General features: G+C 71.6%; 19 protein-coding genes. 6 read left to right on the forward strand and 13 right to left on the reverse strand.

Annotated elements, in window-relative coordinates:
* Nucleotides 1-617: 617 nt before the first annotated feature.
* The 3 genes from ABEB03_RS00920 to ABEB03_RS00930 all read left to right on the forward strand — a co-directional run bounded on the left by ABEB03_RS00920 (nucleotide 618) and on the right by ABEB03_RS00930 (nucleotide 3,655).
* A complete protein-coding gene (locus ABEB03_RS00920) occupies nucleotides 618-1,973 on the forward strand; it encodes an aspartate aminotransferase family protein (RefSeq protein ID WP_345639773.1) in 1,356 nt (451 codons plus the stop codon).
* Between the two features lie 154 nt (nucleotides 1,974-2,127).
* Nucleotides 2,128-2,841 (forward strand): GntR family transcriptional regulator, encoded by a 714-nt coding sequence (locus ABEB03_RS00925; RefSeq protein WP_345640560.1) that lies wholly within the window; start codon nucleotides 2,128-2,130, stop codon nucleotides 2,839-2,841.
* Nucleotides 2,842-3,004: 163 nt separating this feature from the next.
* Nucleotides 3,005-3,655, forward strand: coding sequence for a hypothetical protein (locus tag ABEB03_RS00930; RefSeq protein ID WP_028799191.1), 651 nt, complete (start codon nucleotides 3,005-3,007; stop codon nucleotides 3,653-3,655).
* 114 nt (nucleotides 3,656-3,769) lie between these two features.
* Here ABEB03_RS00930 and ABEB03_RS00935 read toward each other — a convergent pair whose 3' ends face one another.
* The 4 genes from ABEB03_RS00935 to ABEB03_RS00950 all read right to left on the reverse strand — a co-directional run bounded on the left by ABEB03_RS00935 (nucleotide 3,770) and on the right by ABEB03_RS00950 (nucleotide 9,031).
* On the reverse strand, nucleotides 3,770-4,522 hold the full coding sequence (locus ABEB03_RS00935) for a hypothetical protein (protein ID WP_345639776.1): 753 nt from the start codon (nucleotides 4,520-4,522) through the stop codon (nucleotides 3,770-3,772).
* The gene (locus ABEB03_RS00940) at nucleotides 4,519-4,977 is read right to left on the reverse strand and encodes a hypothetical protein (protein ID WP_345639779.1); all 459 of its coding nucleotides are present in this window, start codon (nucleotides 4,975-4,977) and stop codon (nucleotides 4,519-4,521) included. Before ABEB03_RS00940 ends, ABEB03_RS00935 begins: the two co-directional genes overlap by 4 nt.
* Nucleotides 4,978-4,995: 18 nt before the next feature.
* The gene (locus tag ABEB03_RS00945; RefSeq protein WP_345639781.1) at nucleotides 4,996-7,215 is read right to left on the reverse strand and encodes a glycoside hydrolase domain-containing protein; all 2,220 of its coding nucleotides are present in this window, start codon (nucleotides 7,213-7,215) and stop codon (nucleotides 4,996-4,998) included.
* Between the two features lie 529 nt (nucleotides 7,216-7,744).
* On the reverse strand, nucleotides 7,745-9,031 hold the full coding sequence (locus tag ABEB03_RS00950; RefSeq protein WP_345639783.1) for an adenylosuccinate synthase: 1,287 nt from the start codon (nucleotides 9,029-9,031) through the stop codon (nucleotides 7,745-7,747).
* Between the two features lie 191 nt (nucleotides 9,032-9,222).
* On the opposite strand from ABEB03_RS00950, the gene ABEB03_RS00955 reads away from it, so the two are divergent.
* On the forward strand, nucleotides 9,223-10,080 hold the full coding sequence (locus ABEB03_RS00955) for a diacylglycerol kinase family protein (RefSeq protein ID WP_345639785.1): 858 nt from the start codon (nucleotides 9,223-9,225) through the stop codon (nucleotides 10,078-10,080).
* Nucleotides 10,081-10,618: 538 nt separating this feature from the next.
* On the opposite strand, the gene ABEB03_RS00960 is transcribed toward ABEB03_RS00955, so the two are convergent.
* The gene (locus ABEB03_RS00960) at nucleotides 10,619-11,116 is read right to left on the reverse strand and encodes a GbsR/MarR family transcriptional regulator (RefSeq protein ID WP_345639788.1); all 498 of its coding nucleotides are present in this window, start codon (nucleotides 11,114-11,116) and stop codon (nucleotides 10,619-10,621) included.
* 115 nt (nucleotides 11,117-11,231) lie between these two features.
* Between ABEB03_RS00960 and ABEB03_RS00965 the strand changes: the two genes are divergently transcribed.
* Nucleotides 11,232-12,164, forward strand: coding sequence for an ABC transporter ATP-binding protein (locus ABEB03_RS00965; protein ID WP_345639791.1), 933 nt, complete (start codon nucleotides 11,232-11,234; stop codon nucleotides 12,162-12,164).
* A complete protein-coding gene (locus ABEB03_RS00970; RefSeq protein ID WP_345639793.1) occupies nucleotides 12,161-13,771 on the forward strand; it encodes an ABC transporter permease in 1,611 nt (536 codons plus the stop codon). Before ABEB03_RS00965 ends, ABEB03_RS00970 begins: the two co-directional genes overlap by 4 nt.
* 82 nt (nucleotides 13,772-13,853) lie before the next feature.
* On the opposite strand, the gene ABEB03_RS00975 is transcribed toward ABEB03_RS00970, so the two are convergent.
* The 8 genes from ABEB03_RS00975 to ABEB03_RS01010 form a co-directional block, all read right to left on the reverse strand.
* A complete protein-coding gene (locus ABEB03_RS00975) occupies nucleotides 13,854-15,074 on the reverse strand; it encodes a cytochrome P450 (protein WP_345639795.1) in 1,221 nt (406 codons plus the stop codon).
* Nucleotides 15,075-15,214: 140 nt separating this feature from the next.
* A complete protein-coding gene (locus ABEB03_RS00980) occupies nucleotides 15,215-15,889 on the reverse strand; it encodes a response regulator transcription factor (RefSeq protein ID WP_345639797.1) in 675 nt (224 codons plus the stop codon).
* Nucleotides 15,886-17,232: a sensor histidine kinase gene (locus ABEB03_RS00985; RefSeq protein WP_345639799.1), complete on the reverse strand. Its 1,347-nt coding sequence runs from the start codon at nucleotides 17,230-17,232 to the stop codon at nucleotides 15,886-15,888. The genes ABEB03_RS00980 and ABEB03_RS00985 overlap by 4 nt, the downstream gene beginning before the upstream one ends.
* 428 nt (nucleotides 17,233-17,660) lie before the next feature.
* A complete protein-coding gene (locus tag ABEB03_RS00990; RefSeq protein ID WP_345639802.1) occupies nucleotides 17,661-18,341 on the reverse strand; it encodes a response regulator transcription factor in 681 nt (226 codons plus the stop codon).
* Entirely contained in the window at nucleotides 18,338-19,822 is a 1,485-nt protein-coding gene (locus tag ABEB03_RS00995) for a sensor histidine kinase (RefSeq protein WP_345639804.1), read from the reverse strand. The genes ABEB03_RS00990 and ABEB03_RS00995 overlap by 4 nt, the downstream gene beginning before the upstream one ends.
* Entirely contained in the window at nucleotides 19,815-20,951 is a 1,137-nt protein-coding gene (locus tag ABEB03_RS01000) for an acyltransferase family protein (RefSeq protein WP_345640563.1), read from the reverse strand. Before ABEB03_RS01000 ends, ABEB03_RS00995 begins: the two co-directional genes overlap by 8 nt.
* A gap of 226 nt (nucleotides 20,952-21,177) precedes the next feature.
* Nucleotides 21,178-22,104, reverse strand: coding sequence for an alpha/beta hydrolase (locus ABEB03_RS01005; RefSeq protein WP_345640566.1), 927 nt, complete (start codon nucleotides 22,102-22,104; stop codon nucleotides 21,178-21,180).
* A gap of 608 nt (nucleotides 22,105-22,712) precedes the next feature.
* Nucleotides 22,713-23,648: an alpha/beta hydrolase gene (locus ABEB03_RS01010; RefSeq protein WP_345639806.1), complete on the reverse strand. Its 936-nt coding sequence runs from the start codon at nucleotides 23,646-23,648 to the stop codon at nucleotides 22,713-22,715.
* Between the last annotated feature and the right edge of the window lie 254 nt (nucleotides 23,649-23,902).

A 23,902-nucleotide genomic window follows, 5' to 3' on the forward strand; every position in this document is an offset into this window, starting at 1 on the left:
CCGTCTGTCCGGTGGGTGGGTCGGGTCCGTGCCGGTGATCCGCCCGTTGCAGCCCTCGTGCGGGGCGGTACTGGTAGGACCTCGGTGAGTGCGTGGCGCCGTCCGCAACGGGCATTTGATTCACCGGCACGGCCCCTTCGGTGAGCGGGCGACTGCGTGTGCGAGCGGGGCTGAGGTCCAGCCGGTCGCCCGCCGGCGGCAGCTCCCGTCCGGTCCGGCGGCAGTCCCCGTCCCGCCTTGGGGGCAGAGAGCACTCCCCCAGCCCGTCCGGCGCCGGTGAGCCCCTCCCGGCCCGTCCCGCCCGGGAGCGGAGGGCGCACCTTTCAGCCCGTCCGGCGCTTGAGGACGAGGCCGTCCAGGCCGATCCGGTCCAGTCCCGGGTGGCTTACGGGTACGGGTGCCCGCAAGGCCTCTGGAGCCGGGGGCGACCCCCCAGCTCGTCCGGCGCTTGAGGACGAGGCCGTTCAGGGCGATCCACGGCAGGTCCGGGGAACGAAACGGCCGGCGGCAGCGAAGGCGGCGGCGTGGTCAAGCCCGACAGACTGTCGCGGAATGCCCGCGGCGGCAGACAGGACGCCGATATCGCGTCCACTCCGTGGACATTTACGCTTCGGCGCATGACCCCTCAGCCCAACCCTCAGGTCGGTGCCGCCGTGAAGGCCGCGGACCGCGCGCACGTGTTCCACTCCTGGTCCGCGCAGGAGCTCATCGACCCGCTCGCCGTCGCCGGCGCGGAGGGGTCGTACTTCTGGGACTACGAAGGCAAGCGGTATCTGGACTTCACCAGTGGGCTCGTCTTCACCAACATCGGATACCAGCACCCGAAGGTCGTCGCCGCGATCCAGGAGCAGGCCGCAACCCTGTCCACGTTCGCGCCCGCCTTCGCCGTCGAGGCGCGTTCGGAGGCCGCCCGGCTGATCGCCGAGCGCACCCCCGGCGACCTGGACAAGATCTTCTTCACCAACGGCGGCGCGGAGGCCGTCGAGAACGCCACGCGGATGGCCCGGCTGCACACCGGCCGTCCGAAGGTGCTCTCCGCCTACCGCTCGTACCACGGCGCCACCTCGACCGCGATCAACCTCACCGGTGACCCGCGCCGCTGGCCCAGTGACAGCGCCGCCGCCGGTGTCGTCCACTTCTGGGCGCCGTTCCTGTACCGCAGCCCCTTCTACTCGGACAACGAGCAGCAGGAGTGCGAGCGGGCGCTCCAGCACCTCGAGGACACCATCGCCTTCGAGGGGCCGGCCACCGTCGCCGCGGTGATCCTGGAGACCGTCCCGGGCACGGCGGGCATCATGACGCCGCCCGCCGGCTACCTCGCCGGTGTGCGCGAGATATGCGACCGGTACGGGATCGTCTTCGTCCTCGACGAGGTCATGGCCGGCTTCGGGCGGACCGGCAAGTGGTTCGCCGCGGACCACTTCGGTGTGACGCCCGACCTGATGACCTTCGCGAAGGGCGTGAACTCCGGATACGTGCCGCTCGGCGGTGTCGCGATCTCCGGGGCCATCGCGGAGACCTTCGCCCGGCGGCCCTACCCGGGCGGGCTCACCTACTCGGGGCACCCGCTGGCCTGTGCCGCCGCCGTCGCGACGATCAACGTGATGGAGGAGGAGGGCATCGTCGACCAGGCCGCGGCCATCGGCGAGAACGTCCTCGGGCCGGCGTTGCGCGAGCTCGCCGAGCGGCACCCGAGCGTCGGCGAAGTACGCGGCACGGGTGTCTTCTGGGCGCTGGAGCTGGTCAAGAACCGGGAGACGCGCGAGCCGCTGGTTCCCTACAACGCGGCGGGCGAGGCGAACGCGCCGATGGCCGCGTTCGGTGCCGCGGCCAAGGCCCGCGGCCTGTGGCCCTTCATCAACATGAACCGCACCCACGTCGTGCCGCCGTGCAACATCTCCGAGGCCGAGGCCAAGGAGGGTCTGGCGGCCCTGGACGAGGCGCTGTCCGTGGCGGACGAGCACACCGTGTAGAGCGCGAACCCGTCACCTTCCGTCCCCCGGCCGGGCTGTTGAGCCCGGCCGGGGGTTCGGCGTCTGCGGCCCCTCCACCGCGTAAGGTGTCCTGCTCGTAGTGATACGCGAGTAGACCCACCACCACATCCACGCGATGGGGGAGCCAGACACCATGCCCGGCACCGGCGGCAATGGCGCCGTGACCCGCAGCACCCTGCGGCAGCAGATCGCGGACGCGCTCCGCGACGAGGTGCTCGCGGGCCGCCTCCAGCCGGGCCAGGCGTTCACGGTGAAGGAGATCGCGGACCAGTACGGCGTCTCCGCCACCCCCGTACGCGAGGCCCTGGTCGACCTGTCGGCGCAGGGCCTGCTGGAGGCGGACCAGCACCGTGGCTTCCGCGTGCAGGAGTACTCCGCCGACGACTACCGCGACATGATCGAGGCCCGCAGCCTGGTCACCGAGGGCATGTTCCGCAGCCTCGTCGCAGGTGGTCTGCGCCAGCTCGACGACCAGCGCGCCGTCGCCGCCCTGGCCGCCGTGCGCCGCCGCGGCGAGGAGGCCCAGCGCGCCGCGACCGCCGGCGAGCTCAACATCCTCATCGGCTACGACCTCCGCTTCTGGCGCGAACTCAGCGGCCTCTTCGGCAACCCCTACCTCGCCGACTTCCTGCACCGGCTGCGCGTCCAGTCCTGGGTGTGCACCGTCCAGCACCTGCGCCGGGTCGCCGACCTGAGGGGCCACCTGTGGGCCGGGCACACGGAGCTCGTGGACGCCCTGGCCCGCCGCGACGCGGACACGGCCCAGGCGATCGTCGCGGCCTACAACGCATACTCGCTGGCCCTCATCGAGCACCTGACCGCAGACGACGGCCCGTCCGGCGTTTGAGGAGGGCTCCCGCGGGCGATCGGGGGGTTGGGGACGCAGCCCGGGGCGGCACCGCGCGCCCCCGGCCACCGGAAACCCCAGTTGTGCACCGAGGCCTTCCCAGGACCGCCGCGCGCATTACGCTGCCCTGACCACCGTGCACCCGAGGAAGAGGAGCCGTCTGTTGGCCTGTGACCTGTGGTTGGTCCCGCTCGTCGACGTGTTGTGCCACACCCCCGACAACCCCTTCGCCGAGGAACTCGCGCTCTACGACAAGGCGCTGGCCGAGGCGGGACTCCCACCCGTCCCGGTGTACGCGTACATGCCGGGGCTGTCCGGCGACGTGGCCCCGGTCGCCGGCTTCGACTACGACGCGCTGCACTTCCTGCGCCGCGCCTACCTGCTCCAGATGTGCGGTCTGGCGGTCACCCCGGTGGACGAACTCGGCGGCGACTACGAACAGCTGCTGGAGATGTTCGAGACCAACGCCCAGCAGTCACACCTGGTCTGGCACTACGACCACGCGGGCGCCTACGTCCCCGTCGACTTCCCGCACCCCCTCGCCAACGACGAACTCCTCGCGGGCGGCGGCCCTCTGGGCTCCTCGCACGCGCTGCTGCGCGAACTCGAATTCGTGGCCCCGTCGATCGGCATCGACCCGGCCAACCCGCCCGCCGCCCCGCAACCGCCCGCGGCGCCCACGGAGCTGGAGGAGCCGGCCGCGCCGGCGCCCTACGACGCCAGCCCCTTCGCCCGGGAGCGCCACGTCTGGCTCGGCCTGCACGCCGCCGCGACCCGCAGCCTCGCCCAGGGATCGATGATCATCTTCAGCTAGCGGCCGTCGCCCGGGCCGGGCCGCGGGGTGCCGTCGGCGCCCGGGCGGGGCGACAGCCACGGGCACGGGCCCGGCCCCACCCCTGAGGGTGCGGACCGGGCCCGCGGCCACCGGTCAGACCTGCTGGGCGGCGAGCCGCTTCGCGGCCTTGCGGCGCTGCGGCTGGAGCGGGTCGACGAGCACACCCGAGCCCAGGCCGGGCGTCTCGGCCCAGCGGCGGATCTTCTCCGCCACCGCGGTCAGGCGTGCGTCGCCCGGACCCACGTCGATGGAGAACAGCGACTCGTCCGGCTTGCGGTCGTCGCCGCCCCAGCGGACCACGCCCTCGGCGTCCGCGAGGATGTCACGGATCACCAGCTCCTGGAGGGGATAGAACCCGCCGCGCACCCCCAAGGGGTAGGAGCCGGGCCGGATCTGCACCGCCGTGCCGGAGGCCTGGTTGGACTCGGCCAGTCCCCTGCGCACCGAACCCGGGGTGCGCCAGCCGACGACGTCGCCCTTGCGCAGGGCGTCGATCTCGTAGTGGAAGCGGCGGACGACGTGCACCAGGACGGTCTCGACGTCTCCCATGCGCACCTGGACGTCCACCGGGGTGCCCGTCACGGGTCTGGTGTAGATGTTGCCGCGGTCGTCGACGACCTTCTCCATCTCCCAGTCGTTCTTCGAACGAAGGCCGTTGAGCACGTGGGCCTTCCGCTCGTCGGCCCGCTGCTGGGCCTTCTTCACCGCTTCGCGCAGCTTGGCCGGATCGGGCTTGCGGTCCGCCGCGTATCCGGGGGTGGCGAGCAGTTGTGATCCGGCCGTGGCGCCTGCGGCCATGAGGACGGCGCGGCGCAGCACGGTGCGTCGCGGCAGGTTCGCCGTCATGAGATTTCCTCCTTGCGTCGGGCGTTCGCGAATCCGGCGAGGGTGAGCGCCAGGGCGCACACCCCCAGCACGGTCACTGCCGGGTTGATGTACGACGGGATGACCGCTTCGACCGTGTGTCCGTCACCGGTACGGCAGCCGAAGTGAAGTGGGATGAACGAGGGGTCGTATCCGGTGAGTCGCCGGTCTCCGACCGCCGTGTTGCACGCCCGGGACCGGTCCTGGTCGTCGAAGAGGACCAGGTGCAGAACGCCCCAGGTGTACATGCCGACGGCCGCGGCCCACGCCAGTGCGGCGGCGGACCCGAGGGCCGCTGTCGCCGCCCGGGCGGCCCTGGCGCGGACCAGCAGCCTCACCCCGCGCACCAGGAGCCACGGGGTGGCCACCAGTCCGGCCAGGGTCAGCAGGAGGACGACGGTGCCGTCGTGGCCGGCGTACGGCTGGTCTCCGGACATGGGGCGCTCCGCTCTCTGTCACAGGTTCCGGGAGATCGCGTTGTACTTCTCCATCACGTAGTAGAGCCCCAGCCGCTTCTTCGCCTCGCTGAACGCGGGCTCCGCGGGGCCCTGGTAACGGCGCAGCACGTCGTAGATCTCCGAGTCGTTGTAGTCCAGGCGCGGGGAGCGCATCGCGGGGGAGTTGTCGTCCCCGCCGGGCTTCCCGTCGATGTCCCACATGTCGATCACGAAGACGCTGGTGAGCGCGAACTCCTCGTCGTCGTGGGCGTTCTTCCAGATCGAGTACTTGTCGTCGTCGCTGGACGCGTCGAGGATCGGCCGGCCGGTCACGTAGCCCTTCGTGAGGCAGTGGTTCCACGCGCCGATGAGGGTGAGGGCCCGCTGCTTGGCGATGCCGGTGGACGAGTCCTTGATGAACTTGCCCGTCGTGTTGTACGCGAGGATCGTGGCCTCCCAGGCCGCCTCGTCGAGCGGCTCGATGTGCCGCATCTCCCAGTACGCCGACGTCTGGATGAGTGCCTTGCGCAGGTTGTACTTGTTCGACAGGCTCGTGATGAGCGCGTCGTGGTCGACCACCGTCGACTGGAAGCACTTCCAGTGCTGGTAGCTGCGCGTACCGCCGTCGAGCGGGTAGCCGAGGGACTCCATGTACTTGCCGACGTCCGTCTGCATGGCGGTGAGGACGGAGTCGTCGAGGCGGGTGTCGGGCTTCTGGGTGCGTGGCGCGTTGAAGGAGCCCTGACCCGTGTCGCGGCCCGAGGCGATGTTGTTGTCGATCTCGATCGCCCCGTCGCCGGAGCCCACCGTGCGGGTGACGATCTGGTCGTAGGCCCAGTTCTCGGGCAGCGGATAGCCGAAGTTCCCGGAGAAACCGGAGGACATGTCGGAGACGAACGCGGCGGTGGCGTGGCCGGCCTCGGAGACGCGGGTGCACACGTTGCGCGGCCCGTACACACCGACCGCGTACCGGTTGCCGTCGTCGGCGATCGCGTCCTCGATGCCCTTGAAGTGGGGCAGGACGCTGGAGGTGACGTCCTCGTCGAGGGCGTCGAAGTCGACGGCGAAGAAGATCCTCGCGCCGGCCTTGAAGCCGTGGTCCAGGGCCGCGTTGACCGCGGCCTGTCCGGCGGTCCGGCCCGCGATGTAGTTGAAGTCCGAGGCGTCCCGGCCGTAGGTCTGGTAGATCGGGAAACAGCGCAGACCGGCGTCGGCGATGGTCTGGAGCTCGCCCTCCTGGATCGCCTTCTCGTACGGCTTCCCACCGGTCGGGTTGGTGAGGTAGCGCCCGATGTACTTGATGCCCTCGGCCTTCAGCGCGGCGGCACGGGCCGGGGTGATCCGGGTGACGCCGTCGCAGGCCTCGCCCTTGCGCGCCTGGTCGCCGTAGGAGACGAGGAGGGAGGCCCAGGTCGAGAAGTCGCCCTTGCCGGTGACGGGCAGCTTCGCGAACGACTGGAAGTCGGAGACGGCCGACGACAAACTGCTGGTGAAGGTGCCGGTGAAGGACACGGGCCGGTGGTTGAGGACCATGCCGGCGGAGAAGAGCTGCACCCAGGGCCCGGAGTCCCCGGTGGCCACGGTGTGGCTCTTCAGGCCGCTCTGGGTGCCGGGGCCGAACACTCCGTTGGCCGTGCCGTCGGCCATGCCCAGCTCGTACTGGACGGCGAACAGCATGGACTTGGCGACGTCGCGCGAGTGGTGGCCGTCCGCGGGGATGATGAAGAAGTCCTTGCGGGTCACGTACTGCCCGTTCAGCCATCTCTGCACGGCCTGGATGCTGTCCGAGCCGCCGTTGACGGTGACGTAGGCGTCCATGTTCAGCAGGCCCTTGAACACCTTGGGCACCAGGTTGCCGCCGGGGTAGGTGAAGTCCACGCCCATGTTCTGCTTCAGCCGGGTGATGGAGGCGTAGACGCGGGAGTTGTACGTCCCGTCGATGTCGCCGCCGTCGTATCCCTTGCAGTAGAGGGCCGACTGGATGATGCGGGCGAAGTTCGCCGACGGGACCGTCTCGCTGTTGAGCGTCGGGTACTTGGACGTGAGCGTGGACAAAGTGGTGGGGCCGAAGGTGTCCGACAGGCTCGTGATGCCCAGTTCGTACTGGAGGGCACGGGTGAGGCCGAACATCGTCGTCCAGCCGGTCACCCCGGTCTCGGGGATCCGGTCGATGCCCAGCTTGCCTTCGTAGGCACCGTTGATGAACTGCTGCGCCTTGCGCACCATCTCGTCGGCCACGGGGGCTCCTGTTCCGTCTCGGGGTCGGACGGCGTTCGACGTGGCGGACAGGAGCGCGGCCGGGTGGGCGTCCGCGACCGCCGACATCACGGCATGCCGATGCGACCCCCCGGACGACACCGTTCCCCCCGGTCGTCGGTCACCGTGCGCCCGGCCGCCGGCGGGTGGGCACCGGGCACGTGGCGATCACCATAGCCACAGCTTGATCACCAAAGGCAAGCAAAAGCACGGGAGTTGGGGCAGGTCGGCGCAATTACGCCGCGGTCGGGGGCGGTGGTGACGGGGTGCCGTCGGTGGGGGGAAAGGGGACGGCAGGGTGCGGTTCGATGGCGGGAGGGGGGACCGCGGGGGGGGAGGGGAGGAGACGGCAGGGTGCGGTTCGACGGCCGGGGGGACGGTGGCGGCGGGGGGAACCGTGGCGGGGGCAAGGTGGCTCTGCCTCTCGCGAAACGCGACGCGCCCCCGGCGGGCCGAAGCCGACCGGGGGCGCGTGCGAACGCCGTACGGACCCGTGAAGGGCCCGGGAGCCCTACTGGATGAACGAGTTGATCTCGATGGTCTCGTCGCGGCCCGGGCCGACGCCGATCGCGGAGATCGGGGCGCCGGACATGTCCTCCAGAGCCTTGACGTACGCCTGCGCGTTCTTCGGCAGATCCGCGAACGTCTTGGCCTTCGTGATGTCCTCGGACCAGCCCGGCAGGGTCTCGTAGACCGGCTTCGCGTGGTGGAAGTCCGTCTGCGAGTAGGGCAGTTCCTCGACGCGCTTGCCGTCGATCTCGTACGCCACGCAGACCGGGATCTCCTCCCAGCCGGTCAGCACGTCCAGCTTGGTGAGGAAGAAGTCGGTCAGGCCGTTCACGCGCGTCGCGTAGCGGGCGATGACCGCGTCGAACCAGCCGCAGCGCCGGTCACGGCCGGTCGTCACACCGCGCTCGCCACCGATGCGGCGCAGCGCCTCGCCGTCCTCGTCGAACAGCTCGGTCGGGAACGGACCCGAGCCGACGCGGGTGGTGTACGCCTTGAGGATGCCGATGACACGGCTGATCTTCGTCGGACCCACGCCCGTGCCCGTGCAGGCGCCGCCCGCGGTCGGGTTGGACGACGTCACGAACGGATACGTGCCGTGGTCGATGTCCAGCAGCGTGCCCTGGCCGCCCTCGAAGAGCACGACCTTGTCCTGCTCCAGAGCCTCGTTGAGGATCAGGACGGTGTCCGCGACGTACGGCTTCAGCCGGTCCGCGTAGCCCAGCAGCTCCTCGACGACCTGGCCCGCCTCGATGGCGCGACGGTTGTACAGCTTGGTGAGCAGCTGGTTCTTGACCTCGAGAGCCGCTTCGACCTTCTGCGTCAGGATCGACTCGTCGTACAGGTCCTGGATGCGGATACCGACACGGTTGATCTTGTCCGCGTACGTCGGCCCGATGCCGCGCCCCGTCGTACCGATCTTCCGCTTCCCGAGGAAGCGCTCCGTCACCTTGTCGACGGTGACGTTGTACGGCGTGATGATGTGGGCGTTCCCGCTGATCAGAAGCTTGGACGTGTCGACGCCGCGCTCGTTCAGTCCGTTCAGCTCGGAGAACAGGACCGACGGGTCGACGACGACTCCGTTTCCGATCACCGGCGTGCACTCCGGCGTGAGGATCCCGGAAGGGAGGAGGTGCAGGGCGTACTTCTGATCACCCACGACCACCGTGTGGCCGGCGTTGTTGCCGCCCTGGTAGCGCACCACATAGTCCACAGATCCACCGAGCAGGTCGGTGGCCTTTCCCTTGCCTTCGTCACCCCACTGAGCACCGAGCAGCACAAGTGCGGGCACAGGCGTACACCCCTTCCGGGCGGGGCATGTCCAAGGTCGGGGACGTACGCGGCTGCTTTTCGGTACGGCTGCGTACGCCGGCGACCACCTTTGGCCGCGACCGTCGGACCGGATGCCCCGGAATAGACGAAGCCCCTGGCGCAATAGCGCAAGGGGCTCTTGCACAAAGATGCTACCCGAGGAAGCGAGGCATGACCGAGGTGGCGGCTTCCGACCAGCTCTTGGTGGTCATCGACCCGGTCGCCCGTCGGACGGACGGCGAGTCTGTACGGATCGCGAAAGACGTGCTCAGCGCGGGTGCGGTGACGAAGGTGTGCCTGCCGGACGGGCCCGAGGAATTCGCCCGCGCACTGGCCCGCAGGGGCACGCGGCGACCCGTGGTGGTCGGCGACGACCGTGCCCTGATGCGCGCGGTGTCCCTTTTGCACCGGCGGCGGGAGCTGGGCGTGTGCGCGCTGTCGATGGTGCCCGTCGGCGGTGTGCTGTCGCTCGCGCGGTCTCTCGGCGTGCCCACCGGGGCGGTGGCCGCGGCGCGGGCCGTGCTCGACGGGTCCGAACGGCGGCTCGACCTGCTCGTGGACGACAGCGACGGCGTCGTCCTCGGCACGCTCCGCATCCCGTCCGTGCCCGCCCCGGTTCCCACGGCGCCGGGCGTCGCCCCGGAGGCGGCCTCCCACGCCTGGCTGCGCACCTGCCAGTCGCTGGTCCGCACGCTCTCCTCGCGACCCGCCCGCACCGCGGCGATGCCCGGACCCGGGGCGACCCGGCTCCGGGTCGAGGTCGACGGGGTGACGGTCGTCGATCTGGACCAGCCGGTGGAGGCGGTGTCGGTGACGCCCGGGGGGCCCGGCGGCGCGGAGGTGGAGGTACGGCCCGCCACGGACGGGGCCGTCGCCGTCCCGCTCCGCGCGTTCGGGCGGCGGGTCACGGTGTCAGGGGCGGACTTCCGCTACCGGGCGGACGCGGTGGTGTCCGGGCCCGTGCGGACGCGGACGTGGACCGTCCGGGAGGAGGCGTGGGGGCTGACCCTGCCGCTGGGCTTCCCGTAGAGGTGAGGTCGGGGCGTCTGCCGGTGGGTCGCCTCCGGTCCGGTGGTGGGCGTTTCGCTGTCCCTCCGGTGGGCGTTTCGCTGCCCCTCCGGTGGGCGTTTCGCTGTCCCTCCGGTGGGTGGGTCGGGTCCGTGCCGGTGATCCGCCCGTTGCAGCCCTTGTGCGGGGCGGTACTGGTAGGACCTCGGTGGGTGCTTGTTGCTGTCCGCAACGGGCATTTGATTCACCGGCACGGCCCCTTCGGTGAGATGGCGGCTGCGGGTGCGTTCATCGCGGGTTCCCGCCCGCCTCTGGGGCCGGGGGCACGCTTCAGCCCGTCCGGTCCTCTCTCCAGCCCGTCCGGTCCCCTCTCCAGCCCGTCCGGCGGCAGCTCCCAGGCCCGTCCGGCGCCGGCTCCTGTCCCGTCCCGCCTTGAGGGCAGGGAGCAACCCCTCAGCCCGTCCGGCGTTTGAGGACGAGGCCGTTCAGGCCGATCGGGCCGAGTTCCGGGTGTGTCCGGGGTGCGGTCCATCGCAGGTGAGGCGGAGTGCCGGTGGGCTCAGCCGTTGCCGAAGTGCTTTTCCCGGTGGACGCGCCAGCGGTCCATCATCTGGGAGATCTCGCCGTCGATGAAGTCGAAGAACGCCAGGGTCTCGGCGATCCGCCGGCCCGCCGGTGTCTCGGCGCCGAGCCGGTCGACGCCGTCGCGCAGGGCGTACTGCCAGCGCTTGAGGACCGCCTCCCGATTGGTGATCGCCTCGTACCACTGGTCGCTGTGCACGCGGTAGCGCTCGCGCCGCGAGCCGGGCTCACGCTCGCGCGAGACCATGTGCTGCTGGGCGAGATAGCGCACGGCACCGGAGACCGCGGCCGGGCTGATCTGCAACTGTTCGCCGAGTTCGGCGGAGGTCAGGGCACCGGTGTCGGAGGAGAGCAGGGCCGCGAAGACACGGGCGGGCATCCGCTGCATGCCGGCCTCGACGAGCTGCGCCGCGAAGCTCTCGACGAACTCGGAGACCGCCCCCGCGTCCCGCCGGCCCCCCATGGGTTCGGTCATCCCGGATCATCTCCCCTGCTCGTCCCCGCCGCCCGCGCACCGCCACTCAGTGTATCCGGCATTTCCACACTTCCTTAACTTCACAAATTTCTGAAAGAAGCGTACGTTCTGAAACATGACGAAGGCAATCACCGTCTCCGGACTGCACAAGTCGTTCGGCAGCACCCACGCCCTGGCCGGCCTCGACCTGGAGGTCGAGGCCGGCGAGGTACACGGCTTCCTCGGCCCGAACGGCGCCGGGAAGTCCACCACCATCCGCGTCCTGCTCGGCCTGCTCCGCGCCGACTCGGGCGCCGCGCAGCTGCTGGGCCGCGACCCGTGGGCCGACGCGGTGGAACTCCACCGGCACGTCGCCTACGTCCCCGGTGACGTGACGCTGTGGCGCAACCTGTCCGGCGGCGAGGTCATCGACCTGTACGGGCGGCTGCGCGGCGGCCTGGACCCGGCCCGGCGCGCCGACCTGATCGAGCGCTTCGAGCTCGACCCGACCAAGAAGGGGCGCACCTACTCCAAGGGGAACCGCCAGAAGGTCGCCCTCGTCGCCGCCTTCGCCTCGGACGTCGACCTGCTGATCCTCGACGAGCCCACCTCCGGCCTGGACCCGCTGATGGAAGAGGTCTTCCAGAGCTGCGTCGAGGAGGAACGCGCCCGCGGCCGCACCGTCCTGCTGTCGTCCCACATCCTCAGCGAGGTCGAGGAGCTCTGCGACCGGGTGAGCATCATCCGCAAGGGCGTCACCGTCGAGACCGGCTCCCTGGCCGACCTGCGCCATCTCACCCGGACCAGCGTCACCGCCGAACTCGCCGGCCCGCCCGACGGGCTCGCGCACCTGCCCGGCGTCCACGGCCTCGACGTCCAGGGCCTGCGCGTCGAACTCCAGGTGGACACCGACAAGCTCGACGCCGTACTGCGGTCCCTGACCGCCGCGGGCGTACGGTCGCTGACCTCGACACCCCCCACCCTGGAAGAACTCTTCCTGAGGCATTACCAGGACGACGCGACCGAGACCGCCCCCACGTCGACGTCCGCGCAGGCGGTCGCCCGATGACCACCGCCACCGCGCGCTTCGCCACCCGGCCCGGCGGGTCCCGTCAACTCGCGGGCACCGCAACCCTGCTGAGGTTCGCGCTGCGCCGCGACCGCCTGATGATGCCGCTGTGGGTCGGCGTGATCGGCCTGCTCGTCGTCTCCATGCCGAACTCCCTCAAGTCCATCTACGGCACCCCCGCCGAACGCGCCGACGTGGCACGGCAGATGCTCACCAACAGCTCCCTGCGCGCCACCTACGGACCGGTGTTCAGCGACACCCTCGGCGGGCTCACCGCCTGGCGCATCGGCGGCTACGCCGGAGTGTTCGCCGCGATCATGAGCCTGCTCGTCGTCGTCCGGCACACCCGCGACGAGGAGGAGACCGGACGCCAGGAACTCATCTCGTCCGCCATGGTCGGACGGCGTGCCCCGCTCACCGCCGCGCTGCTCGCGGCCCTCGTCGCCAACGGCGCCCTCGCCCTGCTGATCGCCGGCGGCCTCGCCGGACAGGGCGGTCCCGGAGCGTTGGCCCTCGGGCTCGCCGTCGCCGGGGTCGGCATGGTCTTCGCCACCATGGCGGCGATCGTCGCCCAGCTGACCGAGAGCGCACGGCTCGCGAAAGGGCTCACCGGAGGGCTGCTCGGCGCCGCCTTCGTCCTCAAGGCCGCCGGGGACTCCGCCACCGCCGACGGCTCGTCCGTACTCACCTGGCTCTCACCCGTCGGCTGGCTGGAGGAACTGCGCTCCTTCGCCGACGAACGCTGGTGGGTGCTCCTGCTGTTCGCCGCCGCGGCCCTCGCGCAGGGCGCCGTCGCCTACGAACTGGCCGGCCGCCGCGACATCGGCATGAGCTTCCTGCCCACCCGGCCCGGCCCTGCCACGGGACGCCTCCGCACGGCCGGAGCACTCGCCCTGCGCCTGCAGCGTGGCGCCCTGCTCGGCTGGAGCCTGGGATTCCTCGCCGCAGGAGCCGCCTTCGGCGGGATCACCAAGGGAGCCTCCGACCTCGTCGGCGACAACGACAAGACCCGCGAGATCATCGAGCGGATGGGCGGACAGAGCGGCATCACGGACGCCTTCCTCGCCACCATGGTCAACATGCTGGGCATGGTCGCCGCCCTCTACATCGTCTCCTCCGTACTGCGACTGCACGGCGAAGAGACCTCGCAGCGCGCCGAACCGGTGCTGGCGAACGCGGTCGGCCGCCTGCGCTGGGCCCTCGGCCACCTCACCATCGCCTTCGGCGGCAGCGTCCTCATCATGCTGCTGGGCGGCCTCGGACTCGCCCTCGGCTACGGAGCCGAACTCGGCCCCATCCTCGGCGCCTGCCTCGCCCAACTCCCCGCGATCTGGACCCTCGGCGGACTCGCCGCCCTCCTGTACGGCCTCTCCCCCCTACTGGCCCCCGCCGCCTGGGGTGCCGCCGGGCTCGCGCTCCTGCTCGGCTGGATCGGCCCCGCCCTGAACGTCCCGCAGGCCGTCATGGACCTCTCCCCCTTCGGACATCTCCCCAAGCTGCCCGGCGGCGACATGGCCTGGACACCGCTGCTCGTCCTGACCGGGATCGCCGCCGCGGCCACGGCGACAGGCCTTGCCTGTCTCCGCCGGCGCGACCTGAGCACCTGAGTCGGCGCCGAGCCCCGAGTCCCTGAGCGCCTGCACGGGCGAGTGTCCGGGCAGGCGCTCAGGGCGACGGCGGGCGGCGGTGTCAGACCTGCACCCTCAGGGACTCCAGCCCTCTGATCACGAAATTCGGCTTCCGCGACGGCTCCTCGGCGAGATCCAGCGTCGGGGCCTTCGCCAGCAACGCACCCATCGACGCCGCCAGTTCGATACGGGCCAACGGCGCACCGATGCAGTAGTGGATACCGGCGCTGAACGAGATGTGCGGGTTGTCCGCACGGGTCAGGTCCAGATCGCCCGGCGCCGCGAAGACCGCCGGGTCGTGGTTCGCCGAACCGAAGAGCATCGCGACCTCCGCCCCGCGGGGGATCGTCGTACCGTCGATCTCGATCTCGTCGAGCACCCAGCGCTCGAAGAGCTGAAGCGGAGTGTCGTAACGCATCAGCTCCTCCACCGCCCGGGGGATCAACCCGTGGTCCGCGCGCAGCGCCGCGAGCTGGCCCGGGTTGCGGAACAGTGCCCACCAGCCGTTCACCGTGGCGTTGACCGTCGCCTCGTGCCCCGCGTTCAGCAGCAGCACGCAGGTCGAGATCATCTCCTGCTCGGTGAGCCGGTCGCCCTCGTCATGGGCCGCGATGAGACCCGAGATCAGATCGTCCCCCGGCTCCTTGCGGCGCGCCTCGATCAGCTCCGTCAGATACTCGGTGAACTCGACCGACGCGCGCACCGCCTTCGCCGCCGTCTCCTCGGACGGGTTCAGCTCGTACATCCCGCAGATGTCCGCCGACCAGGGCCGCAACGGCGCCCGGTCCGACTCCGGGATGCCCAGCATCTCCGCGATCACCGCCACCGGCAGGGGCTCGGCGACATCGGACAGCAGATCGCCGCCGCCCGCCGCCACCAGCCGTTCGACCAGCTCACCCGCCAGCTGGTCCACATACGGCTTCAGCCGCTCCACGGTGCGCGGCGTGAACGCCTTCGACACCAGCCGCCGGATACGTGTGTGGTCCGGCGGCTCCAGGTCCAGCATCCCGTGGTCGTTCAGCACGTGGAACGGCTCGTGCTCCGGCGGCGGCGCCGTCCGCCCGAAGTCCTCGTGCGTGAAACGGTGCTGATACGTCCGGCCCAGCCGGCGGTCCCGCAGCAACGCCGACACGTCCGCGTGGTGCGGCACCAGCCACTGGTCGGTGGGCTCGTAGTAGTGCACCCGGCCGCGCGCCCGCAACTCCTCGTACGCCGGATACGGGTCCGCCACGAACGCCTGGTCCCACGGGTCGAAGGACGGCGGAATCTCCAAAGCTGCCATGAACGGACGCTAGCCCGGCACGAGCGCCCTGAACAGGGGGGTCTTGGTTCGGGGGGCCTTGGGGCAGGGCGGTTTCGGGGGCGTTCGGGTCTGCGGGCGGCGGCTCGGCTCGGCGAGGGCAGGGCAGTTCCGCGGGCGGGTCACCTGGGGGTGACCAGCCTGGCCTCGTACGCGAACACCGCCGCCTGGGTGCGGTCGCGCAGCCCGAGCTTCACCAGGATGCGGCTCACATGGGTCTTGATCGTGGACTCGGCGACCACGAGACGCTCCGCGATCTCGGAGTTCGACAGACCCTGGGCGATGAGGACCAGCACCTCGGTCTCCCGCTCGGTCAGATCCCCGTACGCCGCGTGCGCCGTGGCCGGAAACCGGGGCGCGTCCGCGAGCCTGGAGAACTCGGTGATCAGCCGCTTCGTGACGGAAGGGGCCAGCAACGCCTCCCCCGACGCCACCACCCTCACCCCGTCGGCGAGCTGGCGTGCCGAGGCATCCTTCAGCAGGAAACCGGAGGCCCCCGCGCGCAGCGCCTGGTACACGTACTCGTCGAGGTCGAACGTCGTCAGGACCAGCACCTTCGCGGAACTGTCCGCGGCGACGATCTCCCGGGTCGCCTCCAGACCGTTCATCTCCGGCATGCGGACGTCCATCAGCACGACGTCCGGCGCCAGGTCACGGACCCGCTCCACCGCCTCCCTGCCGTTGACCGCCTCGCCGACCACCTCGATGTCCGGCATCGCGCCCAGCAGGACGGAGAAGCCCTCGCGGACCATCACCTGGTCGTCCGCTATCAGAACCCGGATGGGGCCGTCCGTCATCCGGTCTCCTCCTCCGCGGCCGGCACCGGCAGGAACACCGTGACCTCATAGCCCCCGTCGTCCGTGCCGCCGGTCGTCATCTCGCCGTCCAGCATCGTGACCCGCTCGCGCATGCCGGTGATGCCGTGCCCCGCGCCGTGCGTGGACTTCTCCGGACTCGTCGCCGGTGCGGGGCCGTTGACTATACGCAGGCCCAGCCCGCCGAGGACGTAGCCGATCTCCACTCGGGCGACCGCGCCCGGTGCGTGCCGCAGCGCGTTGCTCAGGGCCTCCTGGACTATTCGGTACGCCGACAGCTCCACGCCCTGCGGGAGCTCGCGCACCGCGCCCGTGACCACCTTGTCCACCGTCAGACCTGCCTCCCGCACATTCGCCAGGAGGGCGTCCAGGTCGGCGAGCGTGGGCTGCGGGGCGTCCGGGGCCTCGTAGTCCTCGGCGCGGACCACGCCCAGTACGCGGCGCAGCTCGGTGAGTGCCGCCACCGCGTTCTCCCGGATGGTGCGGAAGGCCTGCTCCAGCTCCGGCGGGGCGTTCTCCACGCGGTACGGGGCGGCCTCCGCCTGGATGGCTACCACCGACATGTGGTGGGCCACGACGTCGTGCAACTCCCGGGCGATCGTCGTGCGCTCCTCCAGCAGCGCACGCTTGGACCGCTCCTGTGCCGTCTCGGACTGCTGGGCGGTCACCTCCTGCTCCGCCGTGCGTCGTATGTGCAGGACCGTGACGACCAGGAGGGCCAGGGTCGAGACGAACAGCAGCGGCATGGTGTTGTCGCTGAAGTGGCCCGCGCCGAACAGGGTCTCCGCGGTCAGTCCGTACGCGGCGGTGAGCAGCCACATCCATGCGGCGGTGCGAGGACGTGAGCGCAGGGCCACGACCGTCATCACCGTCACGTGGGTGACGAAGGCGCCCGGCAGCCACGGCCAGTCGCTCCAGCTGTCGCTGAACACCGCGGCCACGGGGGTTGCCGCGAGGGAGAACCAGAAGGCGCCCACGGGCCGGATCAGTGTGGCCAGGACCGGGAGCAGGGCGAGGAGGGTGCAGATCGGGAGACCGATTCCGCCGCGGCCGTCGCCGTCGGCGGTGGCCGCGACCATCGCCACCAGACCGATCGCCGCCACTGCCGCGTGCGGTGTCCAGACCGCGTACTGCCGTATCCCCTGGGGCAGGCGGCGGGTGACGGGGCCGTCCACTCGCATGCGCGGGAGCGGGCGGTAGGCGAAGGCGTCGTGGAACAGGTCCTGGCGCAGCCCGCGCAGGGCGTCCGCGGCCAGCCTGAACTCCGGGCTGCGGGGCTTGGCCCTGCCCGGCGGCGTCATCTGCGTCTGGGTCGTCTCGGTCACGTTGAAAACGGTAGGACGGCGGGGGGTGCGTGGTCGTCCCCTGTGAGGAGGGTCCTTGTGGGTCCGTCTCAGGTACTACGGGTCGTCGGTGGGCGCGGCGGGTGCTGTGGAGCGACTGCCGGTGGGCGCAGCAGTGCTGTGGAGCGACTGCCGCTGAGTACGGCGAGGGTCGTTTCGCTGTCTGTCCGGTGGGTGGGTCGGGTCCGTGCCGGTGATCCGCCCGTTGCAGCCCTTGTGCGGGGCGGTGCTGGTAGGACCTCGGTGAGTGCGTGTCGCCGTCCGCAACGGGCATGTGATTCACCGGCACGGACCCTTCGGCCAGAGGGCGACCGCGGGTGTGAGTGGGGTGCGGGTGCGACGGGTGTGGGGCCCCATGGGCGGGGCCTGGCCGAGGCGTTCCATTGGTGCGTCGGCGGCTGGGTGTGGGGTCAGTAGCCCGAAGGGCGGACCAGGCCCGATTCGTAGGCGAAGACTGCTGCCTGGGTGCGGTCGCGCAGGCCCAGCTTGACCAGGATGCGGCCGACGTGGGTCTTGACTGTCTGTTCCGCCACGACCAGGCGGTCGGCGATCTCCGCGTTCGACAGACCCTGGGCGATGTGGGCCAGTACCTCGGTCTCGCGCTCGGTCAGCTCGCCCACGCGCTGCTTGAGCGGGGACCGCGGTGCGGCGTGCAGACGGGAGAACTCGGCGATGAGGCGGCGCGTGATGCCCGGCGCGAGCAGCGCGTCGCCCGCGGCGACCACGCGCACCGCCTCGGCCAGCTGGTCGGCGGAGGCGTCCTTGAGCAGGAACCCGGAGGCGCCGGCGCGCAGGGCGTCGTACACGTACTCGTCGAGGTCGAAGGTGGTGAGCACCAGCACCTTGATCCGGGGCGTGTCGTCGGTGATGCGGCGGGTGGCGTCGATGCCGCCCAGCTCGGGCATGCGGATGTCCATCAGGACGACGTCGGGGACGAGTTCGGAGACCTTGGCGATCGCGTCGAGGCCGTCGACCGCCTGGCCCACCACCTCGATGTCCGGCTGGGTGTTGAGCAGCACGGTGAAACCCTGCCGGACCATCTGCTGGTCGTCGGCGATCAATACGCGAATGGTGCCGCTCGCGGTCGTCATGAAGTCTTTTCTCCCTCAGGGGCGGTGGGGTCGTCGAGCGGGACGGCGACGCCGTGGCGCGGCAGGAACGCGGCCACCGCGAAGCCGCCGCACGCCGTCTCCGAGGTCACGAGGGTGCCACCGAGCATCGCGGCCCGCTCCCGCATGCCGAGCAGGCCGTGCCCGGCACCGGGGGACGGCGGTGCCGGGTGCGCGGGACGCGAGTTGACGACACGCACCTGGAGGCCGCGTGGGAAGTGCCACAGCTCGACATGGACCGCGGAACCGGGCGCGTGCCGCAGGGCGTTGCTCAGCGCCTCCTGGACGATCCGGTACGCCGACAGCTCCACGCCCGGCGCGAGGGGAAGCTGCTCGCCGGTGATCTCCGTCGTCACGACCAGTCCCGCGGCGCGCGTGTTCTCCACCAGGGCGTCGAGACGGTCCAGCGTCGGCTGCGGGGAGTCGGGCGCCGCGCCCGTGCCCGCGCCGAGACCGTACGGGTCCTCGGGGTTCTCCGAACGCAGCACACCGAGGACGCGGCGCAGTTCGGTCAGGGCCTCCAGCGCGTTCTGCCGGATGCCCTCCAGGTTCTCCTTGAGCTCGTCGGTGGGGTTCTCGACGAGATGAGGCGCGACCTGGGCCTGGATGGAGATCACGGACATGTGGTGGGCGACGACGTCGTGCAGTTCGCGTGCGATGCGGTTGCGCTCCTCCAGGAGGGTGCGCCGGGCCCGTTCCTCCGCGGTCAGCGAGGCCTGTTCGACCAGCTGGGTACGGGCCTCGCGGCGGCCCCGCAACGCGGTACCGAGGAGGACGACCGCGGCGAAGACGACGACCGCAAGCACCCCTGTCGGCCGGTAGACCGTGCCGCCGACCAGCCCTTGCAGGAAGTAGGTCACCAGGACGGTCACGGACAGCGCGCCGACTGCGACGCGCGCGGACACCCGCAGGGCGAGGAGGAAGAGCACGAAGGCGTGCGTGATGATCGCCAGTGCGCTCCACGGCCAGTCCGGCCGTGGGCCCGGGAAGCTCATCACCATGTGCGACCTGACGGCCGTGGCGGCCAGCACGGTGGCGCCCAGCGACAGCCACAGGGCCGGAACGGGCCGCCACAGGGCGAGGGCCATCGCCGCACCCTGCGCGGCACCGGTCACCGCGCTCAGCGCGAGACCCAGTCCATAGCCTTCGCTCAGCTCCGCCGACGCCGCGAACGCGAGCCCGAAAGCGAGCCAGCACACCACGACATGCGGCAGCAGGCGCAGCCACCTCGGCCTCGACAGCGGGGGCAGCGGGGCGGCCGCCGGCGAGGCGAGGTCGGCCAGAACCGAACGCAGGACAACTCCCGTGCCCAGCAGGCGGCGTGACCGGGTGCGTCCACCAGGAGGATCGGTAGCGGTGCCGGACGGCTTCCCCGGGTCCGCCAAGCGGGGTGGGGGAGGCAGAGGGGGGTCGTCGTCCACGGCCCGGTGCTCCTCGCTCGTCACCTGATCAACCCTAGGCATGAGGCGTTCCCTTCGCTCCCCCCTGACCGAGACCGTGAGCCCGCACGACCCGGGACGGTCGGCCGGTCCGGCGGCGCGGCCCCTGCTCGTGGACGCGGAAGGCGGACCAGCAGACGGTCAGCGCGAGCAGGAACACGGGCAGCCAGGCCAGCCTGGCCGCGACCCAGCCCAGCCCGTCGGGCACGGTGTGCAGGCCGGCCAGCCGCCCCGCCCGCAGCCCCAGAGCGGTGACCGCCATCATGGCCGTCTGGTGCCAGAGGAATATCGTCATCGCGGAGAGGTTGACGAAGGCTGTCACCGCCCAGGCCGTCGGGCGTCGCATCGCCCGGCGCAGCGGCTCACGCAGCAGCAGCGCGAGGCCGCACTGGGCCAGGCCGAAGGTGACCACCGCGAGCGTCGGCGGGTTCAGGTTGGAGACCGCGGCGCCCGGCACACCGACCATCGACGCCGGGTAACCCGCCCACGCCACGAGCGCCGCCGTCGCCGCGGCGCCTCCGGCGAACAGCACCAGGCCCGCCCGCCGTCGGTCCAGTTCACCGCGCGTCCAGGCCGCGCCCAGGGTGTACGGCACCAGCCAGCCCGCTGCCACGTTCACCCAGCCGAGCCACGAGGGGCCGCCCAGGCCGAAGCGAATGAGGTCCACATGGAGAACGACGGCCAGCGGCCACAGCGGGTTGATCCTCGTCAACAAGGGTGTCGCCGCGGTCAGTCCGGCGAAGACCACCAGGAACCACAGGGGCGACAGGGCCAGTTTCACCAGGGTGTGGACGGTGCCGTAGTCCGTGCCCGTGGCGAGCAGGCATGCCGTGGCCACCGCCCAGAGGCTCAGCACCGCGGCCACCGGCCTGAACAGACGTCCCAACCGGGCCCGCAGCCATCGCCCGTACGACACGCCCCGCGCCCTCGCCGACGCATGGCTCCTCGTCGCCACATGCCCACCCACCAGGAAGAACACGGCGAGTGTCTGGAAGATCCAGGAGATCGGGGCCAGCCACGGCATGTGCTGCAACGGGCTCGCCGCGTGCAGGGCGCCGCCGTCCGCGACGAGGGCCGTCACCAGCCAGTGCCCGAGCACGACGCCGAGGATCGCCAGGGCGCGCAGGGCGTCGACGGCGCGATCCCGGTCCATCGGGGTCGCCTCGTCGATGCGGCGGACGCCGCCCCGCACGGCGTCCGCCACCGCCCGTCGTGTCCGGCGGACCCCGCCCCGCGCGCCCGGCGTCCCCGGTGTCCGCCCCGCTGCGCCTGTCGTCTCCCGGCCTTCCGAAGCTCCTCGGAGTTCCGTGGCTGTGGCGTGGTCGCCGGGGTCGTCCGGTCGTGTGCCCTTCCGGCCTTGGGTCTCACGCAGGGTCGACTCACGCACGGGTCACCTCCGAGGTGTCACCGAGGACGATGCGGGCGACGTTGTCCAGGGACACCGAGCCCGGCTTGAAGTAGTCGCTGTGCCCGCCGCGGCCCGCGGCGAAGACGTGGGCGCCGAAGGCCGGGCTCATCGGGTCTCTGCCGAAGCCGACGGTCGTGCCGAAGAAATGAGCCCGCGCGTGCGGGACGTGCGCGACCCAGTCGTCCGCGCCCCGGGCCGCCCATACGCGTGCCGACGTGCGCAGCCGATCCGCCGAGTCGACTCCGGTGCCCGGGCTGCCGAGGAGGACCAGCTCGTCCACGTCCAGGCCCCTGGCCGCGCTGCCGCAGACCACCGTGCCGTACGAGTGGCACAGCAGGGATACGTGCGCCGACTCACCGACGATGCCCCGCAGTTCACGGACGAAGTCGCGCAGCCGAGGGGCCGCCTCCCCGGCCCGGGCCGTCGTCAGCACCGTCGTGCTCACCGTGCCCGGGGTCTCGTAGCCCAACCAGGCCACGACGGCCGTGCGCGGGCCGACGTCACGGTGCAGGGCGCGCGCTCCGGCGCGGAAGCGGTCGTACGTCTCCAGAGTGGTGTCGGAGCCCGGGACCAGGACCGCCACCCGGTCGGCGCGGGCCAGATCACCGAAGACCTCGACCGCCTGCCCGGACCTCCGTCCGTCGAAGGAGAGCAAGTGGCGGGAGGGGGCGGCCATGGCGCGGTCCGCGGCGGCGCGGCTGCGGTCGCCGTGACCCGCGGCCATGCGGGCCGCCTCCGCGGCGTTGGCGCGGTTCGCCTCGTACGCCCTGTCCAGCGTCGCCGGTGTCAACGGTGCTACCTCCGCGGGCTCCGGGGAGGGGATCTGCGGGCGTGAGGCGGCGGACACGGGGACGACGACGGCACCCGTCACCAGTGCGGCGAGGAGGGTGCGGAGCAGGCGTCGCCGGAGTTGGAGCCGGAGTTGGCTTCGGGGCCGGAGCCGGAGTCGGTGCGTGAGGGGTGGTCTTGCAGCCGCCGGGAGGGCGAGGGGCAGCTTCGTGTCCGACGGCGCGGCGAGGGGCAGCTTCGCGTCCGACGGCGCGGCGAGCGATGGCTTCGCGTCCGACGGCGCGGTCGGCGGTGACTTCGCGTCCGGCGCGCCGGTGAACAGCGGCTTCGCGTCCGGCTGGACGTCAGAGGGCGGCTTCGTGTCCGGGGGAACGGCAAGCGGGGAGCGTGGGTCTCCCCGCCGGGCAGGCTGAGGGCACGCGTCCGGTGATCGTCCCGTCCCGCTCCGCCTCGCCCGGAATCCCATGGTGTCCTTCCCTTCGGGGTGCCCGTGCATCGGGCTTCCTCGAAGGGGAAGTTACGGATCGTGACGTGTCGTCGGCGTCCCGCTGGGGAGCTCACCTGGGAGGTAGCTCTCAGGTATTACGGGTATGACCGGGGCAGCTGTCACGGCTATGACCGGGGCGGCACCAAGGTGACGTGATGGTGCGTCACGCGTGAGTGGGATATCGCCAGTTAGGCGGTGTGGGCCGCCGGGGCGGCCCGTCCGCGGCCGGGTCACCAGGCCAGTTGGGCGATCTCCTCCGCCACCACCGCGCAGGCGTCCGCGGCCGGGTCGATCAGGGGGAAGTGGCCGACGTCCTCCAGAAGCGTCAGGCCCACCACCTCGCCCGCCCTCGCCGCCGCGTCGGCGTACGACTCGGCGACCGCCTGCGGCACGACGATGTCGGTACGCCCCTGGACGAGGGTGGTGGCGATGCCGGTGGGCATCAGCTGCACCGGGTCGGCGTAGGGCAGCCGTTCGGCGAACTTGGCCTCTCCACCGAGGAGTTGGCGGGAGGCTCCGCCGCAGACGTCGAGCTTCTCCGCCACCTGGAAGTCCGCGATCGGCGCGAGCGCGACGACACCGCGCAGCGGGGCCGGCCCGTCGGTGCGCCAGGGCGCGTCGGCCGGCAGGACGTGGCGGGCGGCGGCCCAGAGCGCCAGGTGGCCGCCCGCCGAGTGGCCCGTGACCACCGTGCGCCGGAGGTCGGCCTGCGGGAGCGCCTCGCGGGCCAGGGCGGGCAGGGCGTCGAGTGCGGCCGCCACGTCGTCGAAGGTGTCCGGCCAGCGGCCCGCCACCGGGCCTTGCGCCGGGCCCGGTCCGTCGGGGCCCGCGTCCGCAGGACCGCCCTGCGCGGGGATCGCGGCGCCCCGCCGGTACTCGACGTTCGCCACGGCGAAGCCGCGGCGGGCCAGGAAGTCCGCGAACGGGGTGATGTGGCGGCGGTCGTACGGGGCTCGCCAGGCGCCGCCGTGCAGGACGACCACGAGGGGGGCGGGGACCGACGGGTCATGCTCGCGCGGGGTGTAGAAGTCGATCACCTGGTCGGGGTGGTCGCCGTACGCGACGGTGATGTCGGGGTCCACGGGCGGGTGCGAGAAGGCTGACGCCTCTTCCGCTGCGTCGCGCTGGGCGGCTGACTCGCGCTCTGCGCCGGCGTCGTCCTGCATGCTCCAACCTCTCAAGGGTGAAACGGTTTTGGCGGACCAGGGGAGTATTCGGCCGTTGGCGGGGACGGTATCAGGCCCGTGACGTGCGTCGACACGGGGTTGTCACGCTCGGTGAGGGTTGTGCGGGCGGGCCGGGGGTGTCCGGGGGCCCGTGCGGGTCGCCGGGGGCGCCCTTCGCGAGGCGGCCCTTCGGCGGGGCCGGGTCGCCAGGGGCGCCCTTCGCGAGGCGGCCCTTCGGCGGGGCGGGGCCGCAG

Origin of the sequence: Streptomyces siamensis (assembly GCF_039543605.1) — a bacterium.
In the GTDB taxonomy this organism is placed as follows: Bacteria; Actinomycetota; Actinomycetes; order Streptomycetales; family Streptomycetaceae; genus Streptomyces; species Streptomyces siamensis.

What these genes read in the sequence shown, in the direction of transcription:
- ABEB03_RS00975 (WP_345639795.1), bottom strand. Translation starts at nt 15,074, where the DNA reads ATGGCAGCTTTGGAGATTCCGCCGTCCTTCGACCCGTGGGACCAGGCG.
- ABEB03_RS00990 (WP_345639802.1), bottom strand. Translation starts at nt 18,341, where the DNA reads ATGACGACCGCGAGCGGCACCATTCGCGTATTGATCGCCGACGACCAG.
- ABEB03_RS00955 (WP_345639785.1), top strand. Translation starts at nt 9,223, where the DNA reads ATGACCGAGGTGGCGGCTTCCGACCAGCTCTTGGTGGTCATCGACCCG.
- ABEB03_RS00925 (WP_345640560.1), top strand. Translation starts at nt 2,128, where the DNA reads ATGCCCGGCACCGGCGGCAATGGCGCCGTGACCCGCAGCACCCTGCGG.
- ABEB03_RS00995 (WP_345639804.1), bottom strand. Translation starts at nt 19,822, where the DNA reads ATGCCTAGGGTTGATCAGGTGACGAGCGAGGAGCACCGGGCCGTGGAC.
- ABEB03_RS01010 (WP_345639806.1), bottom strand. Translation starts at nt 23,648, where the DNA reads ATGCAGGACGACGCCGGCGCAGAGCGCGAGTCAGCCGCCCAGCGCGAC.
- ABEB03_RS00935 (WP_345639776.1), bottom strand. Translation starts at nt 4,522, where the DNA reads ATGACGGCGAACCTGCCGCGACGCACCGTGCTGCGCCGCGCCGTCCTC.
- ABEB03_RS00940 (WP_345639779.1), bottom strand. Translation starts at nt 4,977, where the DNA reads ATGTCCGGAGACCAGCCGTACGCCGGCCACGACGGCACCGTCGTCCTC.
- ABEB03_RS00970 (WP_345639793.1), top strand. Translation starts at nt 12,161, where the DNA reads ATGACCACCGCCACCGCGCGCTTCGCCACCCGGCCCGGCGGGTCCCGT.
- ABEB03_RS00920 (WP_345639773.1), top strand. Translation starts at nt 618, where the DNA reads ATGACCCCTCAGCCCAACCCTCAGGTCGGTGCCGCCGTGAAGGCCGCG.
- ABEB03_RS00965 (WP_345639791.1), top strand. Translation starts at nt 11,232, where the DNA reads ATGACGAAGGCAATCACCGTCTCCGGACTGCACAAGTCGTTCGGCAGC.
- ABEB03_RS00980 (WP_345639797.1), bottom strand. Translation starts at nt 15,889, where the DNA reads ATGACGGACGGCCCCATCCGGGTTCTGATAGCGGACGACCAGGTGATG.
- ABEB03_RS00960 (WP_345639788.1), bottom strand. Translation starts at nt 11,116, where the DNA reads ATGACCGAACCCATGGGGGGCCGGCGGGACGCGGGGGCGGTCTCCGAG.
- ABEB03_RS01000 (WP_345640563.1), bottom strand. Translation starts at nt 20,951, where the DNA reads ATGGACCGGGATCGCGCCGTCGACGCCCTGCGCGCCCTGGCGATCCTC.